At 56.5% G+C, this 15752-nt stretch carries 12 protein-coding genes; 7 read left to right on the forward strand and 5 right to left on the reverse strand.

The window, feature by feature from the left end; all coding sequences use genetic code 11:
• Positions 1 to 90: 90 nt before the first annotated feature.
• Entirely contained in the window at positions 91 to 1041 is a 951-nt protein-coding gene (locus ACMGF8_RS18645; protein WP_416756939.1) for a 2-hydroxyacid dehydrogenase, read from the reverse strand.
• A 213-nt stretch (positions 1042 to 1254) separates the two neighbouring features.
• Positions 1255 to 1794 carry a cysteine hydrolase family protein gene (locus ACMGF8_RS18650; protein WP_102879731.1) on the reverse strand — a complete coding sequence of 180 codons (540 nt, stop codon included), beginning with the start codon at positions 1792 to 1794 and terminating at the stop codon, positions 1255 to 1257.
• A 501-nt stretch (positions 1795 to 2295) separates the two neighbouring features.
• On the opposite strand from ACMGF8_RS18650, the gene ACMGF8_RS18655 reads away from it, so the two are divergent.
• Both ACMGF8_RS18655 and ACMGF8_RS18660 read left to right on the forward strand, forming a co-directional pair.
• A complete protein-coding gene (locus tag ACMGF8_RS18655) occupies positions 2296 to 3576 on the forward strand; it encodes a serine/threonine transporter (RefSeq protein ID WP_102864482.1) in 1281 nt (426 codons plus the stop codon).
• A gap of 342 nt (positions 3577 to 3918) precedes the next feature.
• A complete protein-coding gene (locus tag ACMGF8_RS18660) occupies positions 3919 to 5598 on the forward strand; it encodes a SulP family inorganic anion transporter (protein ID WP_416756940.1) in 1680 nt (559 codons plus the stop codon).
• Between the two features lie 147 nt (positions 5599 to 5745).
• On the opposite strand, the gene acnB is transcribed toward ACMGF8_RS18660, so the two are convergent.
• Complete coding sequence (gene acnB / locus ACMGF8_RS18665) at positions 5746 to 8346, reverse strand: bifunctional aconitate hydratase 2/2-methylisocitrate dehydratase (protein WP_102864484.1); 2601 nt, start codon at positions 8344 to 8346, stop codon at positions 5746 to 5748.
• A 409-nt stretch (positions 8347 to 8755) separates the two neighbouring features.
• On the opposite strand from acnB, the gene ACMGF8_RS18670 reads away from it, so the two are divergent.
• The gene (locus ACMGF8_RS18670) at positions 8756 to 9223 is read left to right on the forward strand and encodes a DUF1289 domain-containing protein (protein WP_102864485.1); all 468 of its coding nucleotides are present in this window, start codon (positions 8756 to 8758) and stop codon (positions 9221 to 9223) included.
• Between the two features lie 113 nt (positions 9224 to 9336).
• Here ACMGF8_RS18670 and ACMGF8_RS18675 read toward each other — a convergent pair whose 3' ends face one another.
• Positions 9337 to 10200, reverse strand: a complete 864-nt coding sequence (locus ACMGF8_RS18675; RefSeq protein ID WP_102864486.1) for a universal stress protein — start codon at positions 10198 to 10200, stop codon at positions 9337 to 9339.
• Between the two features lie 292 nt (positions 10201 to 10492).
• Between ACMGF8_RS18675 and miaE the strand changes: the two genes are divergently transcribed.
• The 4 genes from miaE to drt3b all read left to right on the forward strand — a co-directional run bounded on the left by miaE (position 10493) and on the right by drt3b (position 14812).
• Positions 10493 to 10654: a tRNA isopentenyl-2-thiomethyl-A-37 hydroxylase MiaE gene (gene miaE, locus ACMGF8_RS18680; RefSeq protein WP_416756941.1), complete on the forward strand. Its 162-nt coding sequence runs from the start codon at positions 10493 to 10495 to the stop codon at positions 10652 to 10654.
• Positions 10644 to 11243, forward strand: coding sequence for a tRNA-(ms[2]io[6]A)-hydroxylase (locus ACMGF8_RS18685; RefSeq protein ID WP_416756942.1), 600 nt, complete (start codon positions 10644 to 10646; stop codon positions 11241 to 11243). The genes miaE and ACMGF8_RS18685 overlap by 11 nt, the downstream gene beginning before the upstream one ends.
• A gap of 327 nt (positions 11244 to 11570) precedes the next feature.
• Complete coding sequence (drt3a, locus tag ACMGF8_RS18690) at positions 11571 to 12836, forward strand: antiviral reverse transcriptase Drt3a (protein WP_416756943.1); 1266 nt, start codon at positions 11571 to 11573, stop codon at positions 12834 to 12836.
• Positions 12833 to 14812, forward strand: coding sequence for an antiviral reverse transcriptase Drt3b (gene drt3b / locus ACMGF8_RS18695; protein ID WP_416756944.1), 1980 nt, complete (start codon positions 12833 to 12835; stop codon positions 14810 to 14812). The genes drt3a and drt3b overlap by 4 nt, the downstream gene beginning before the upstream one ends.
• A 291-nt stretch (positions 14813 to 15103) precedes the next feature.
• On the opposite strand, the gene ACMGF8_RS18700 is transcribed toward drt3b, so the two are convergent.
• The gene (locus ACMGF8_RS18700) at positions 15104 to 15724 is read right to left on the reverse strand and encodes a recombinase family protein (protein WP_416756945.1); all 621 of its coding nucleotides are present in this window, start codon (positions 15722 to 15724) and stop codon (positions 15104 to 15106) included.
• Between the last annotated feature and the right edge of the window lie 28 nt (positions 15725 to 15752).

Consider the following 15752-nt stretch of genomic DNA (forward strand, 5'->3'; position numbering starts at 1 on the left):
ACGGCTTCCCTGGCTAGCCCGCACTTTCCCAAGCCATGCAGGCCCAGAGGCAAGCCGCCCCACGAGCATAGGCGTTGCCCAGGGGATGGGTCAGTTGGGTGTCGGCAGGGGAAGAGGGGTCAGCAGGGGCCGGCCCTCGAAGTGGGCCAGCAGGTTCTGGCCGACCATGTCCACGGTGTCGCGGCTGGCCTGGGGCGAAAGGCCGGCGACGTGGGGCGTCAGCACCACATTGTCCAGGCCCTTGAAACCGTCCGGCACTTGCGGTTCGTCATCGAACACGTCCAGGGCCGCGCCGGCAATCCGCCGCTGATTCAGGGCCTGCAGCAGGGCGTTGGTGTCCACCACGCTGGCCCGGGCGATGTTCACCAGGAAACCTTCGGCGCCAAGGGCTTGCAGCACTGGCTGGTCCACCAGATGCCGGGTGTCGGCGCCGCCGGGGGTGGCAATCACCAGGGCATCCGAGTCCCGGGCCAGCTCCAGCAGGGTCGGGCAAAAGCGGTAGGGCTGGTCCGTCCGGGGCTGACGGCTGTGATAACTCACGGTCATGTCGAAACCCAGGGCGCAACGCCGGGCGATGGCCTGGCCCACGGCGCCCAGCCCGAGGATGCCCAGGTGCATGCCGGCCACGGAAGGGCGCAGGACCTTTGGCCATTGCCCCTGGCGCACGGCGGCATCGGACTGGGGAATGCCCCGCACCAGAGACAGCAGCAGGGCGAGGGCATGATCGGCCACCGACGAGGCGTTGACCCCGGCGCCGTTGGTCACGGCAATCCCGCGGTTGCTGGCCGCTTGCAAATCGACGTGTTCGTAGCCGGCGCCGATCACGCAGATGATCTGCAGCCGGGGCAGGGCGTCGATTTCCGCCGCAGTCAGTCCCAGTGGGCCGCGGGTCAGCACGGCGTCGATCCGCCCGGCATGGTCCTGGATGGCCCGGGCCCGTTCGGCGGGGGTGGGCGCCAGGATCAGGTGAAAGCCCTGCTGTTCGAGCAGCGGCAGGTAGGCGTTGACGTTTTCAACCAGGACCAGGACGGTGGCACGCATCAAGGGATTCCTTGTGAATAGCTGAAATGGCGCAGGGGAGGCGGTGCACGGCTTCGGGCGACGCGCCGTCAGCCTGCGCCAGTGGCGCGCAGCAGACCGGCGCGAGGGCTCAAGGGTGCGGGTTGCGAGGGATTTTGGCAATGCTCGCCGGCACCGTTCCCGGGGGAGTCACGCCGTGTTCGGCGTGCCCGGGGCGGTGTGGGGACGATGGGGTCAGAAGGTCACATCGGCGGTCGTGGCCAGGCGCACGAAGGGGCCGTTGAGGGTGGCGTTATGGTGGGCGATGATTTTCTTCGCCCCCAGCACGGGCGTGTCCATGCAGGTATGGGCGTCCTCTACCAGCACGGCGGCAAAGCCCAGGTCGCCGGCGGCGCGGCAGGTGGCATCGACGCAGTACTGGGTCTTCATGCCGACGATCACCAGCTCATTGACCTGGGCTTCCTGCAGGCGCTCGGCCAGCCCGGTGCCGACAAAGCAACTGGGGCGGGTCTTGTCCAGTACGCAGTCCAGTTCTTCATCCACTTCCAGGGTCGGCAGCAGTTGCCAGAGCGGGCTGCCGGCGGCAATCGGCGATTCGGCGGGGCCGGTATGGCGCACGGCGAAGATCGGCGCCCCGGCCTGGCGGGCGCGGCGGATCAGCTGGTTGATGTTTTCCAGGGTCTGTTCACGCTTGTAGGGCTTGTCCGGTCCGTTGAACAGGCCAACCTGCATGTCGATGACCAGCAGGGCACGCTTGGCGTTGGATAAAGGCATCTTGTCTCTCCTTGTAGTGCCAGCTGGACGGAGAAACAAAAGGCCCCGTCCATTGCTGGCGGGGCCTTGGTTTTACTGTGCTTGCATCATCCCGCACAGCTACCACACGACCCGCCGTAGGCAGTCGTGGTGGTAGAGGTAGGGTTGAGCGCGTAGATATTCATGGGGCCCGATCATGCCGCCTGGCCGTGAATCTTGTCAACGCAGCCCAGCGCGCGTCGGCTTGCCGAGGAACAGGTACCTGGGATGTGCATCGCCTTCGCGGACGCTTGCGCCGGCAAGCCGCTGCCTGGGGGAGGCGTGAGAGGGCCGGGCCAGACGCTTCGCCACGGCAAAAAAATACATCTGCACCGTACAAACCGTTCCTCAGCTAAGTCTATGCAGCGCTCGCGGAATCCCGGACAATCGCGCCCCCTCTGTTTCGGTCGGGGTTCTGTCTGTCGGGTACTCCGACGCGCCCTGATCGAATGGCAAACGACCGGAATGTGGAGATCCCACCGGATGAATGATCAGGCCAACAGCGTTGATCAACGCTTTGAAACGGCGACTCCAGCGACCCTGAGTAGCTGGAACCGCCAAGACACCACCTGGATGCTGGGCCTGTTTGGCACCGCCATCGGTGCCGGTACCCTGTTTCTGCCCATCAATGCCGGTATCGGCGGTTTCTGGCCGCTGTTGATCCTGGCGCTGCTGGCCTTCCCCATGACCTTCTATGCACACCGCGGCCTGACCCGCTTCGTGCTCTCCGGGCGTGACGGTGCGGACATCACTGACGTGGTGGAGGAGCATTTCGGCCTCACCGCCGGTGCCCTGATCACCTTGCTGTACTTTTTGGCGATCTTTCCGATCCTGCTGATCTACAGCGTGGCCCTGACCAACACCGTCGACAGCTTCATGACCAACCAACTGCACATCGCGCCGCCACCGCGGGCGATCCTGGCCCTGGTGCTGATCTTCGGCCTGCTGGTGGTGGTGCGTTGCGGCGAGCAGGTGATCGTCAAGGCCATGAGCCTGATGGTCTATCCGTTCATCGTGGCCCTGCTGTTCCTCGCGGTGTTCCTGATCCCGCACTGGAATGGCGGCATCCTTGCCACCGTCAGCGATGTCCCGGCGCCTTCGGCCTTCCTGCATACCCTGTGGCTGGCGATTCCGGTGATGGTCTTCTCGTTCAACCACTCGCCGATCATCTCGGCCTTTGCCGTGGACCAGAAACGCCGCTATGGCGTGCATGCCCAAGAGCGCAGCTCGCAGATCCTCTCGCGTGCCCACCTGCTGATGGTGGGCATGGTGCTGTTCTTCGTCTTCAGCTGCGTGCTGACCCTGAACCCGGCGCAACTGGCCGAAGCCAAGGCGCAGAACCTGTCGATCCTGTCCTACCTGGCCAACCACTTCCAGAACCCGACCATCGCCTTCGCCGCGCCGTTGATTGCCTTCGTGGCCATCGCCAAGTCCTTCCTGGGTCACTACATCGGTGCCAGTGAAGGCCTCAAGGGCCTGATCGGCAAGAGCGGCCGGCGTCCTGGGGCGAAAACCCTGGACCGGGTCACCGCTGCCTTCATGCTGGTGATCTGCTGGGCCGTGGCGACCCTCAACCCGAGCATCCTGACGATGATCGAGACCATGGGCGGCCCGGTGATCGCGGCGATCCTGTTCCTGATGCCGATGTACGCCATTCGCAAAGTGCCGGCCATGGCCCGCTATCGCGGCCAGGCCTCCAACGTCTTCGTGACCCTGGTGGGCCTGGTGGCCATTACCGCCCTGGTGTACTCCCTGGCTTCGTGAGTTGCGCGACGCGTTGGCGGGTGCCTTAGCTGGCATTCCACACCTGCGCGACGCTCACCGCCTGGAGCCGGCTTGCCGGCGGACAGGCCCTCAAGCCTGACGCGATTGCTGGCAACACAACCAACGCCGCCGGTGCTCACAGCACCGGCGGCGTTGTCGTTCAAGGCATTGATCAGGATCGTTTGCGGCCTTGAATAAAGGGCTAAGCTGGTGCTCTTATTGCTGCCCGAAACCCGCCAATGGCCACTCCCGTCACACGGGCTGCAATCTGGCCCAAACGCGTTGATGCCGTTGGGCGACACCCTCTGAATTCGAATTTTGCCTTGTCACGGACGAACCCGATTGGCCACTGAACCCCTCACCCAGCCAACTGTTGCCCCCAAGCGCAGCCGTGACCTGCTGGCCGGCTTGTCCATCGCCGGCCTGTTGCTGCCGGAGGCTGTGGCCTATTCCGGTATTGCCGCCTTGCCGCCCCAGGCCGGGGTCATCGCCCTGTTCGCCGGGCTGCTGTGCTACGGCCTGCTGGGCAGCAGCCGCTTCGCCATTGTCTCGGCCACGTCCTCATCGGCGGCGGTGCTGGCTGCTGCCAGCTTGTCCCTGGCAGAGGGCGACGTGCAGCTGCGCCTGAACCTGGCGTTCGCCCTGGTGCTGCTGACTGGAGGCTTCTTCCTTCTGGCGGGACTGTTTCGCCTCGGCGGCGTGACCGCGTTCATTGCCAAGCCGGTGCTGCGCGGCTTCGCCTTCGGCCTGGCCGTGACCATCATCCTCAAGCAGTTCGCCACCATCGTGGGGGTGCACCTGAGCACCGGCAATCTGGTGCGTTTTCTGCCCCAGTTGCTGGAGCAGTGGCCGCAGTGGAACTGGGCTGGCGCGGCGGTGGCGGCATTGGCCCTGCTGGTGCTGGCGATCTGTTCGCGGATTCCCTACGTGCCCGGTGGGCTGGTGGCGGTGGTGATCGGCATTGGCGCCGGGCAATGGCTCGATCTGCCGGCTCATGGGGTGGCCCTGATCGGGGTGATCGAACTCAAGTTGCAGGTGCCGAGCCTGCCGGACCTGCCCTTTGCCGACTGGCTGCGCCTGGGGGAACTGGCGTTTGCCCTGGTGATGATCCTGTATGCCGAGTCCTATGGCTCCATCAGCTCCCTGGCGCTCAAGCATGGCGACCGGGTCTCGTCCAACCGCGACCTGCTGGCCCTGGGCGCTGGCAATCTGCTCTCCGGTCTGTTCCATGGCATGCCGGTCGGCGCCGGTTATTCGGCCACTTCCGCCAACGAAGCGGCCGGGGCCCGCTCGCGGCTGGCCGGGCTGACCGCTGCTGCGGTGATGCTGATCATCGTTCTGACGGTGCTGCCCTATATCGCCCTGACCCCGGAGCCGGTGCTGGCGGCGATCGTCATCTACGCCCTGGGCCATGGCCTGAGCCTGCAACCGCTGGGGCGCTATTTCATCTGGCGCCGAGATCGGTTGCTGGTGATCTGTGCAGTCACCGCGGTGCTGGTGCTGGGGGTGCTGGATGGTTTGCTGCTTTCGGTCGGGGTGAGCATTCTGTTGATGCTGCGCCAGTTGTCGGCGGCGGATATCCAGATCCTCGGTCAATTGGGCAGCGGACATGATTTTGTCGACCTCAGCCGCCACCCTCAGGCGCGGCAGGTGCCGGGGGTGCTGATTCTGCGTCCGGGGGAGGCGCTGTTCTTCGCCAATGCCGAGCGCATCCTGGGCGGTGCCTTGCACCTGATCCGGCACGTACAGACGCCGATTCACACGGTCATTCTCAGCCTGGAAGAGTCGCCGAATCTGGACGGCACCAGCATCGAGGCCCTGGACGACTTCTTCCGTCAGGTCCGCCTGGAGCACAAGCGCCTGGCCCTGGCCCGGCTCAAGCACAGGGCCAAGGAAGCCCTGGCGGGCCTGCCGTCGACTGCCGAGCATCAGGTGTTGCTCAGTGGCACCAGCGTCGACGATACGCTGCAGGAAAGCCTGCAGATCTGGAGCGGTCAGGCTCAGGCGGGACTCTGGCATTGAGTCTTGGCGCTTGGGTGTATCGCGCCTGGCCTGTTGCAGCGCAGCTCAGGGCGAACGAGCGGGCAGGGCAGTCAGCAAAAGTTACAGGCATAAAAAAACGCCGCGTATCGTGGAATACGCGGCGTTCTTTTTTACAACGCTAGAGCCTTAGGCTTGCACCACCGGGATCTTGGCGTTGGCCGCCGCTTCACGGAACTCGGCGATCTGGTCGAAGCTCAGGTAGCGGTACACGTCCGCTGCCATGCTGTCGATCTTGCCGGCGTATTCCATGTACTCCTCGACGGTCGGCAGGCGACCCAGGATCGAAGCCACCGACGCCAGCTCGGCCGAAGCCAGGTAGACGTTGGCGCCATCGCCCAGACGGTTCGGGAAGTTACGGGTCGAAGTCGACACCACGGTCGAGTTCGGCTCAACGCGGGCCTGGTTACCCATGCACAGCGAGCAGCCCGGCATTTCCATGCGCGCGCCAGCCTTGCCGTAGATGCCGTAGTAGCCTTCTTCGGTCAGTTGGTGAGCGTCCATCTTGGTCGGCGGCGACAGCCACAGACGGGTTGGCAGCTGGCCCTTGACCTGATCCAGCAGCTTACCGGCGGCGCGGAAGTGACCGATGTTGGTCATGCAGGAACCGATGAACACTTCGTCGATCTTCTGGCCAGCGACGCTGGACAGCAGGCGAGCGTCGTCCGGGTCGTTCGGCGCGCAGAGCACAGGCTCCTTGACGTCGGCCAGGTCGATCTCGATGACTTCGGCGTACTCGGCGTCCTTGTCGGCTTCCAGCAGCTCAGGGTTGGCCAGCCAGGCTTCCATCGCTTGAGCGCGACGCTCCAGGGTACGGGCATCGCCGTAGCCTTCGCCGATCATCCAGCGCAGCAGGGTGATGTTGGACTTCAGGTACTCGGCGATCGACTCTTTGGACAGCTTGATGGTGCAACCGGCAGCCGAACGTTCGGCCGAGGCGTCGGACAGTTCGAAGGCTTGCTCGACGGTCAGGGTTTCCAGACCTTCGATCTCCAGGATGCGGCCGGAGAAGGCGTTCTTCTTGCCTTTCTTCTCGACGGTCAGCAGGCCTTTCTGGATCGCGTAGTAAGGGATGGCGTGGACCAGGTCACGCAGGGTGACGCCAGGCTGCAGCTTGCCCTTGAAGCGAACCAGGATCGACTCCGGCATGTCCAGTGGCATGACGCCAGTGGCGGCGGCGAAGGCCACCAGGCCGGAACCGGCCGGGAACGAGATGCCGATCGGGAAACGGGTGTGGGAGTCACCACCGGTGCCGACGGTGTCCGGCAGCAGCATGCGGTTCAGCCAGCTGTGGATGATGCCGTCGCCCGGACGCAGGGACACGCCGCCACGGGTCATGATGAAGTCGGGCAGGGTGTGGTGAGTGGTGACGTCGATCGGCTTCGGATAGGCCGCGGTGTGGCAGAACGACTGCATCACCAGGTCGGTGGAGAAGCCCAGGCAAGCCAGGTCCTTGAGTTCGTCACGGGTCATTGGACCGGTGGTGTCCTGGGAGCCGACGGTGGTCATCTTCGGTTCGCAGTAGGTGCCTGGACGTACGCCAGTCACGCCGCAAGCCTTGCCGACCATTTTCTGCGCCAGGGTGAAACCCTTGGTGCTTTCAGCCGGGGCTTCAGGCTTCTTGAACAGGTCGGATGGCGGCAGACCCAGCTCGGCGCGAGCCTTCTCGGTCAGGCCACGGCCGATGATCAGCGGGATACGGCCGCCAGCACGGACTTCGTCGAGCAGCACCGGGGTCTTCATTTCGAAGGTGGCCAGGACTTCGTCGCTGTTGTGCTTGGTGACTTTGCCTGCGTGCGGGTACAGGTCGATCACGTCGCCCATGTTCATCTTCGACACGTCGAATTCGATCGGCAGGGCGCCGGCGTCTTCCATGGTGTTGTAGAAGATTGGAGCGATCTTGCTGCCGAAGCAGAAGCCGCCGGCACGCTTGTTCGGCACATAAGGAACGTCGTCGCCGAAGAACCACAGCACCGAGTTGGTGGCCGACTTACGGGACGAGCCGGTGCCGACCACGTCGCCGACGTAGGCGATCGGGAAGCCGTCGTTGCGCATCTGCTCGATCTGTTTCATCGGGCCGATGGAACCTTGCACGTCAGGCACGATGCCGTCACGGGCCATTTTCAGCATGGCCAGGGCGTGCAGCGGGATGTCCGGACGGGACCAGGCGTCAGGTGCAGGGGAGAGGTCGTCGGTGTTGGTTTCGCCGGTGACCTTGAACACCCGCAGGCTGATCTTGTCGGCCAGTACCGGGCGGTTCTTGAACCACTCGCCGTCGGCCCAGGATTGCAGTACGGCCTGGGCATGAGCGTTGCCGTTCTTGGCTTTTTCCGCGACGTCGTGGAAAGCGTCGAACATCAACAGGGTGTGCTTGAGTTGAGCGGCAGCCACCGGCGCCAGCTCGGCGTCGTCCAGCAGGTCGACCAGGGTCACGATGTTGTAGCCGCCCTGCATGGTGCCCAGCAGTTCTACGGCGCGCTTCTTGTCGATCAGAGGGGAGGAGGCTTCGCCTTTGGCCAGCGCGGAGAGGAAACCGGCCTTGACGTAGGCGGCTTCGTCGACTCCTGGTGGAACGCGGTTGGTGATCAGGTCAACGAGGAAAGCTTCTTCGCCAGCCGGGGGATTCTTCAGCAGCTCGACCAGGCCTGCAGTTTGTTCGGCGTTAAGCGGCTGGGGAACGATACCCAGTGCTGCGCGCTCTTCGATATGTTTGCGGTAGGCTTCAAGCACAGTTATTACCCTCATCAGTGGTCCCAAATGGGTGTCCGGGACGCTCATCCCGAAATTGCCGTACTCATGCGCTGCGTGGCGTTGTGGGCCACTTAGCCAGAATTACCGACAATTCCTTACAGAAGCTGCTTTCAAAGTTTTACGCCTGCAGAACGGGGAGCTGATGAGGGTTGGCGCTGGATTTTTCCCCGCTGGAAAAACCCCTCGCCAACACCGCTCTGAAGGAACGACTGTGCTCGTGACGCTTTGAAAACAGCTTCAAACGGACATTGGCGCCTAAAAAGGCTGGCTGATTCTACGGCAAAAAAAATCTAAACGTAAGTTGCTGTATTGAAGTTTGAGGGGTGATCAATCTTAGACAAAGGGCTAACATTGCCGACTGTTTTGCCTTTGCGTGTGTTGTTTTTCTATGCCCAATCAGACCATCAAGACCCCTTGCGTCGGCCTCTGCTCCACCGTCTACGGCGACCTGGTGTGCCGCGGCTGCAAGCGTTTCCATCACGAAGTGATCAACTGGAACGGTTACAACGAGGAGGAGAAACGCGCGGTCTGGTTGCGTCTTGAACAACTGCTGGTGCAGGTGATGACGGCCAAGCTGGAAGTCTTTGACCCGGCGCGTCTGCGCGGGCAACTGGAGCAGCGCAAGATCCGTTTCGTGCCGCACCAGTCCGAGTATTGCTGGGCCTACCAGCTGATTGCCCGGGGCGCGCGGGTGATCAACCAGCTCGACGCCTACGGCATGGCGCTGTTGCCGGAGTTCCGTGACTGGGGCCTGCCGGAATTGCGTGACGCCATCGATCGGGAATTCTTCCTGCTGTCGGAAGCCCACTACCAGCGCTACATCGCCCCGGGGTTTCTCAAGGACGCCCTGGGCTGAGAGGTTCGTCGGCCAGCCACTTCCTGCGCAAAGGGTGCTGCAGGCGTGGGCTTGCCAGCGACAGCGTCGTCATGGGCGACGCAGGTTAGGCGCTGGCGTTGCGGGGAAGGGTCTCAGACTTTGGCGGCGAGTTCTTCCAGATGGTCCATGATGTCCGCCGGTTTGAGCACCAGCACGTCACTGTCCAGGGAGTCGAGCACCACTTCGGCGGTGTTGCCGATCAAGGCCCCCGACAGCCCGGTACGGGCCACGGTGCCGATGATGGTCAGCACGGCCCCCAGCTTGTGGGCCATATGGGGAATCAGCACGTCCGCCGGACCTTCCTCGATATGCAGGTGCGCATCGTCGATATCGAACTCGGCCTGGAACGCCCTGCATTCCTCGCGGTATCGCTTCTCGATGGTTTCCTTGAGCTGGAACACCGGGTCGGATGCCGAAAGCATCGGTGATGGATGGGCGCTGATCACGTGCAGTTGAGCCCTGGCCAGGCTGGCGATGTCGAAACCATAGTCAACGATGCTGGCATGCAGGGTGCGGTGTTCGCCGTCCATGTTGCCGACATCGATGGCCGCCATGACCACGCCACCGGCCCAGGGGGTGGCGGTCTTGACCAGCAGCACCGGGGTTGGGCAGTAGCGCAGCAGCTTCCAGTCCGCCGGGGTCAGCAGGACTTTCTTCAGCGGATTGTCATGGGAATGCTGCTTGATCACCAGGCCGCAACCCTCGGCCTGCTGCACGTCGATGATGGTTTCATGCAGGCTCTCGTTCCAGGCCTGCTCGGTGGTGACGCTGTAGCCTTCGCCGGTCAGGCTGCTCTTGAGCACGCTGAGCAGCGCCGAGTGTTCGTGTTTCTTGTCGCAGACCAGCAGATGCAGGTGGGCCTGGGTGACCCCGGCAATCAGCTTGGCGCGCTTGAGGGCCAGACTTTCGCCAGGCGTGGGATCGATGACCACCAGGATGCTGCGGATACTTTGCATGATCGGGATCTCCAGGAAAGGGATGAACGGTTAGGGTCTGTTCCCGTTTGGCCCAGCAACGCGGCTCGTCACCAAACGGCAACAGACCCTGGCGTGCACAACTATAGTTGCTGGCGCCCGCGCCGCATGTTGATGCATATCAAGCGCGGCCGCTGGTGGTCTGCGACGTGGCCGGTATAATCGCCAGCCTTTCGCTGTGAAGCCTTATTTGTCTCGTGAGCCTCATGTTATCGATCACTGATAGTGCCGCCATTGCTCGCCTTGCTGTGGCGGATTGCTCGGAAATGCGCCGATGAACTTTCCGGAAATTCATGACTTCCTCGGCTGTCGGACTCCCGACGCCTGGGTCCAGGCGGCCCTGGCCGACCAGGAAACCCTGCTGATCGACCACAAGAACTGTGAGAAAAAGGCGGCAATACAACTACGAAATGTGAGAAATATCCATGCTGCCTGAAGTCCATGAATTCCTAGGGTGCCGGACCCCTGATGCCTGGGTTGAAGCGGCCCTGCGTCAGCAAGACGTGATGCTGATTGATCACAAGAACTGTGAGTTCAAGGCCGCTAGCACAGCGCTGAGCATGATAGCCAAGTACGGTGCATATTCTGATCTGGTGATCATGATGTCCCGGCTGGCCCGTGAAGAGCTTGTGCATCACGAGCAGGTTTTGCGGTTGATGAAAAAACGTAAGGTTGAATGGCGTCCACTTTCAGCCAGTCGATATGCCTCTGGGCTTCGTGCTGTTGTAAGAAGTCACGAACCAGTGAAGCTTGTTGATACGTTGGTGGTGGGGGCTATTATCGAGGCGCGTAGCTGTGAGCGTTTTGAAGCGCTTGTGCCGCATTTGGATGAGGAGTTGGGCCGGTTCTACTACGGGCTATTGAAAAGCGAAGCGCGGCACTTCCAAGGCTATCTAAAGCTGGCCTATCAGTATGGCAATGCAACGGACGTGGATCGGGTAATCGACAAGGTGAGGGTGGTGGAGGCGGAGCTGATTGATAGCCCTGATAGCGAATTCAGATTCCACAGTGGAGTCCCTGTATAGGCAACAAGCGGGTTATGACGTCCATTTCTGCTTTCAGCCAGTCGAACCCTGCGGTCATCCAGCCGTGGGGTTTTTAATGGCTGAGTGTATCTAATTGAAATTTATGAAAAATAAGATTTTGATCGGCTGGTTGTTTACAAATCTTCGGTAAGAGCAGCCTACGCGAAAGCATCTTATACAGCGAAGGCTTGATCTATCTCCTTACCTATTCTGTCCGCTGTCTCGCGAGCCGCTTAGGTGTCGTCTGGCGTAGGTGTGATATTGTTTTGATATTGACAGCGGGGCGTTCGAAACGCTCCGCAACTTGGCCTTATCCAAGGACGGCGAATGATAGAAATTCCCTATACTCAAAAGAACCTTTTACGTTGTGTTGGTTACAAAGACGTACTGGCGGATAAGACATTGCTGGATGTGACGATGCGTTCTGCGGCTGTAAACGTGTCCTTGGAAAAGATAAGCAATAAGACTGCGTTTCATAATTCTCTACGCCCATTGCTAATAGCCGGTAAGAAAGGGTATGTGTTCACCAACTTCCAAGCTGAGCTGATATCACGGTTGGTAGCAAAAAATATAAAGACCAACTACAAGATAAAGCAATCTGATCGGCAAACAGTTATTGCTAATGCTGTGTCGTTGCTAAAGGAAGGCGGTGCTTATGACGTATATCGGTTCGACATAAAAAATTTTTACGAGAATGTAGATAGAAAATTATTGTGGCAAAAGCTTATTGGTGAGGCGAAATGCTCATGGCAAACATTACGTTTGATTAATGAGTTGTTCGAGCAGTTTCACGTCTGGGATATTGAAGGTTTGCCCCGTGGTTTAGGTATTAGCTCAGCGCTATCCGAGTTGGCCTTGAATGAGTTTGATGAAAAAATAAGGCACATGCCAGAGGTGTTTTATTATGGTCGGTTTGTAGATGATGTTCTAATAATCACTTCTGCCGCCATTGCGCGAGCTGACTTTGAAAAAGAGTTGTCAGAATGCTTGTTTCAAGGTCTGGAGTTTCATGGTGGCGGTAAAAGAAATCATTTGGCAGTTCCTAGATCAAAGGATGAGCCAAGTCGTGACGAATACCAATCTTTCGATTTTTTGGGTTATGAATTCAAAATATTCAATCGTAATGAGTCAGGTTTGAAATGTAGATTCAAGAGGCGTCGATTGATGGTTGACTTGTCTACATCTAAGGTCGAGAAAATTAAGTCAAGATTGATCAATTCTTTTTGTGTTTACATGGCTAGTCCAAAAGCCCCGGCTGACTATCTTTTACTCAAGAACCGCATTATGGCTTTGGCGGGTAATTATTACATTACCGATCCTATTTCTGGGATAAACATCAAAACGGGAATCTATTATAATTACGTTCACAAAAACTTTACTCATAATTGTGCGTTAAGTAAGTTGGATGGCCTGCTTCATGGCTTGTTGTTTTCTAATGCGCACTCATTATCTCGGAGAGTTATCTCCAGTTTGACACTTCAGCAGCGAAGGCAGTTGGCGGGGTATAGCTTTGTGTCCGGATTTGTCGATGCTCGCTTTCACTCGTTCAGCTATAGAATGTTGAATGCGATTAAGAAAGGATGGCGAAAGTGAAAGGGAATGTGCGGAGAGTAAAGAAAGAAGATTTTGCACGCGTTCTTTTAACAGAAACCTGTCCTTATGAAGTTCCTGTTCTGTTCAGTAATCTTGGTTTTTATTGGCATATAAGGAAATATAAGGATGGAAAGAGTTCTATTGGCGAGATAATAGAATATCTATTTTCTGGTTATGATCATTCGGAATATTCAGTTCCGCTTACGTACAAGATACGTAAGGATGAAGACTCTTTTCGAACATTGTCGTTGCTGCATCCTATTGCCCAAATAAGGCTTGTTGATTTTTATCAGGAGTTCGATCAGCAGGTGTTGTTGGAGTGTAAGAAAAGTTTATTCAGTATTAGGGCGCCTGTTAAAGTTTCCAGTAAGTATTATTTGCGAAACCCGAATCAAAATATCAACAAATACCGTTCGGAGAATGTTGTTGGTGTTGGTGATGAATCAAGGCACAGATTTCTTTCTTCTTATTTTTCGTATAGGGGATATACCAGGCTATACAAGTTTTTTGATTCGCAGGAATTTGTTAGGCTAGAGCAACGCTTCTCGTCATTCTGGTCTCTCGATATTTCTAAATGTTTTGATAGTATATATACCCATTCCATTACGTGGGCGTTGAAGACGAAAATTTATTCAAAGAATAATTCCAACGTAAAAAATTCGTTCGGTAGTATATTTGATCGAATTATGCAGGCTTGTAATTATAACGAAACTGCCGGGATAGTAATTGGTCCTGAAACAAGTAGAATTTTTGCCGAGGTAATATTTCAGGAGGTTGATCAGTCGATTGAGAGACAGTTGGCGGCTATGGGTCTGATTTATGGGGATTCATATGTAGTCAAAAGATATGTCGATGACATTTTCATATTCTCAACTAATGATATTGATTCTTCTAAGATCGCTAAAGTTGTTGCTGCTAATTTTAAAGAGTATAAGCTTAATCTGAATACTGCAAAGTCTATTAAGGCGACTAGGCCGTTTGTTACTCAGAAAACTAAATCTTTGCGGGCGGTTAAAGCATCCTTGGCAAAGCTGAGTGAAAGCTTGGTATCTCCAAAGGTTGAGCAGGGTGCTAGTGGATTTATTCCTAAGAGAGTTTTTAATCGAAATAGATTGAAGGTAAGTTTTTTAAATGATGTAAAGTCTTCGTGTATTAACGATCCTGATGCATATGATCTTGCTTGTGGTTATTTGATATCTGCATTGTGCAATCTTTTGACTCGAGTTACGGATGAAAATATAGGTCGTACTTTTGATGACTCTGAAAGTAAAACGAAATATGCCGACTTCTTTCATATTGTAATTGAGTTGATGTTTCATTTTTATACAGTTAGCCCAAGTCATAAGGGCTCGGTTAAGATATGCATGGCATCAAATTTGGCTTGTTCGTTTTTTGATGCGCATATTTCGATGGAGTCTAACTCGATTAGAAGTTTGATATATGTTCTTGGGAATGAATTTTTTAAAAGTAGCGACTTTATCAAAATGAAACCGAACAAAGATTATGCCTTGCTTGAGGCGTTAAATCTCTTGGTGTCATTGAAAGGGCTTGGTGATGATTTTTCTTTGCCGCGAGAAACGCTAAAGGCTGTTGTGGATGTTTCAGATGGTCGTGACTTGACATATTTTGAGATTATAACTCTTTTATATTATATTGGTTCTTCGACCATGTATTCTCAGATTAAGGATAAGGTGGTGAAGAGTATAAAGAAAAAATTAGCCGAGCTTGTCGATATTAGGCAGAATTCTGAAAAAATCCATTTGTTGATGGATGTACTTACATGTCCTTTTGTTGCGGATAATTTGAAGGACACTTTAGTGGAGAAATTGTTGAAGCAAATTAGGCAGCGTCAGCCTACGAAACTCGAGGTTGATGAGGCTAAGATAAGTCTTGGGAGGTTTTCGTGGTTTGTATCTTGGAATGGTGCAGAGTTGATGGCGCTGTTAGAGAAAAAAGAGTTGCTTAAAAGTTATTAATAAGCTAGTGTTTTAGATGCAAGATGTACCCGTTGGCTTGATGGCAGTGGTTACAGTTCTGTCAGAGCGCCCCCGCAAAATTGCTCGAGGAGCCTAGGATGGTTCTTCAAAAGATCGAGTTGAGGTATCGTCCGCATTTATCGGGATGGCGGTTTATCCGCACACACTATACCAGCGGGGCATCTTGCACCTCTCTTCGTTAGTTGAATAAGTCAATCCGGTACATGTACCTACTAGTAGCTACCGGTGATTTTATGGAACCGTCGGTTCTTCCCCGGTATGCTCGGGGGGTTATGCAATATGACTTTTGATCCGGTAAACCGTAGCTACACCGACTTCAGCGAGCTTTGCAATGTCTTCAGCAGACATCGTCGGGTGCTTTGTAATTAAAAGCTGTACTTTCGTCCATTTTTCGGTGTTTTTGCTCTTGCCCTTTGGTTTCCATCCAGGGTCGGTAAGTCGTTTGTTCCTCAAACCTTCATTGATACGTTCGACGCGCTTCTGTTGATCCAGACGGGCCATCGTTGCCATCAAGTCAATCAGCATACCGTTGATCACTTCCATAATCTGTCCAGTGATGCCCTTGTCTTCAATCATAATATGGCTCGTGGGCAGGTCAGTGATGACTAGGCGTAAGCCTTTCTCTTTAATAGTCGCCTTGAGTGTTTCCCAGTCAGTTTGAGACAGGCGACTTAACCGATCTACGGACTCAACCAACAGCACTTCTCCTTTTTGTGCCGTCGCTAGAAGACGCAACAGTTCAGGTCGGTTAAGTTTGGTGCCGCTGATGTGTTCGGAATAGATACCGGCAACGATGAGTCCTTTCTCGCTTGCGAATGATTCCAGGCTTGCTTTAGCACGTAGAGCGTCTTGATCTTTTGTGCTGGCTCGTAGGTAGAGATGTGTTTTCAATTGCTTGTTATCCTTTAGTGTATGTTCA

It is taken from the genome of Pseudomonas sp. BNK-7, from assembly GCF_048072025.1.
GTDB lineage: Bacteria > Pseudomonadota > Gammaproteobacteria > Pseudomonadales > Pseudomonadaceae > Aquipseudomonas > Aquipseudomonas danubii.

What these genes read in the sequence shown, in the direction of transcription:
- ACMGF8_RS18645 (WP_416756939.1), bottom strand. Translation starts at nt 1,041, where the DNA reads ATGCGTGCCACCGTCCTGGTCCTGGTTGAAAACGTCAACGCCTACCTG.
- ACMGF8_RS18650 (WP_102879731.1), bottom strand. Translation starts at nt 1,794, where the DNA reads ATGCCTTTATCCAACGCCAAGCGTGCCCTGCTGGTCATCGACATGCAG.
- ACMGF8_RS18655 (WP_102864482.1), top strand. Translation starts at nt 2,296, where the DNA reads ATGAATGATCAGGCCAACAGCGTTGATCAACGCTTTGAAACGGCGACT.
- ACMGF8_RS18670 (WP_102864485.1), top strand. Translation starts at nt 8,756, where the DNA reads ATGCCCAATCAGACCATCAAGACCCCTTGCGTCGGCCTCTGCTCCACC.
- ACMGF8_RS18675 (WP_102864486.1), bottom strand. Translation starts at nt 10,200, where the DNA reads ATGCAAAGTATCCGCAGCATCCTGGTGGTCATCGATCCCACGCCTGGC.
- miaE (WP_416756941.1), top strand. Translation starts at nt 10,493, where the DNA reads ATGAACTTTCCGGAAATTCATGACTTCCTCGGCTGTCGGACTCCCGAC.
- ACMGF8_RS18685 (WP_416756942.1), top strand. Translation starts at nt 10,644, where the DNA reads ATGCTGCCTGAAGTCCATGAATTCCTAGGGTGCCGGACCCCTGATGCC.
- drt3a (WP_416756943.1), top strand. Translation starts at nt 11,571, where the DNA reads ATGATAGAAATTCCCTATACTCAAAAGAACCTTTTACGTTGTGTTGGT.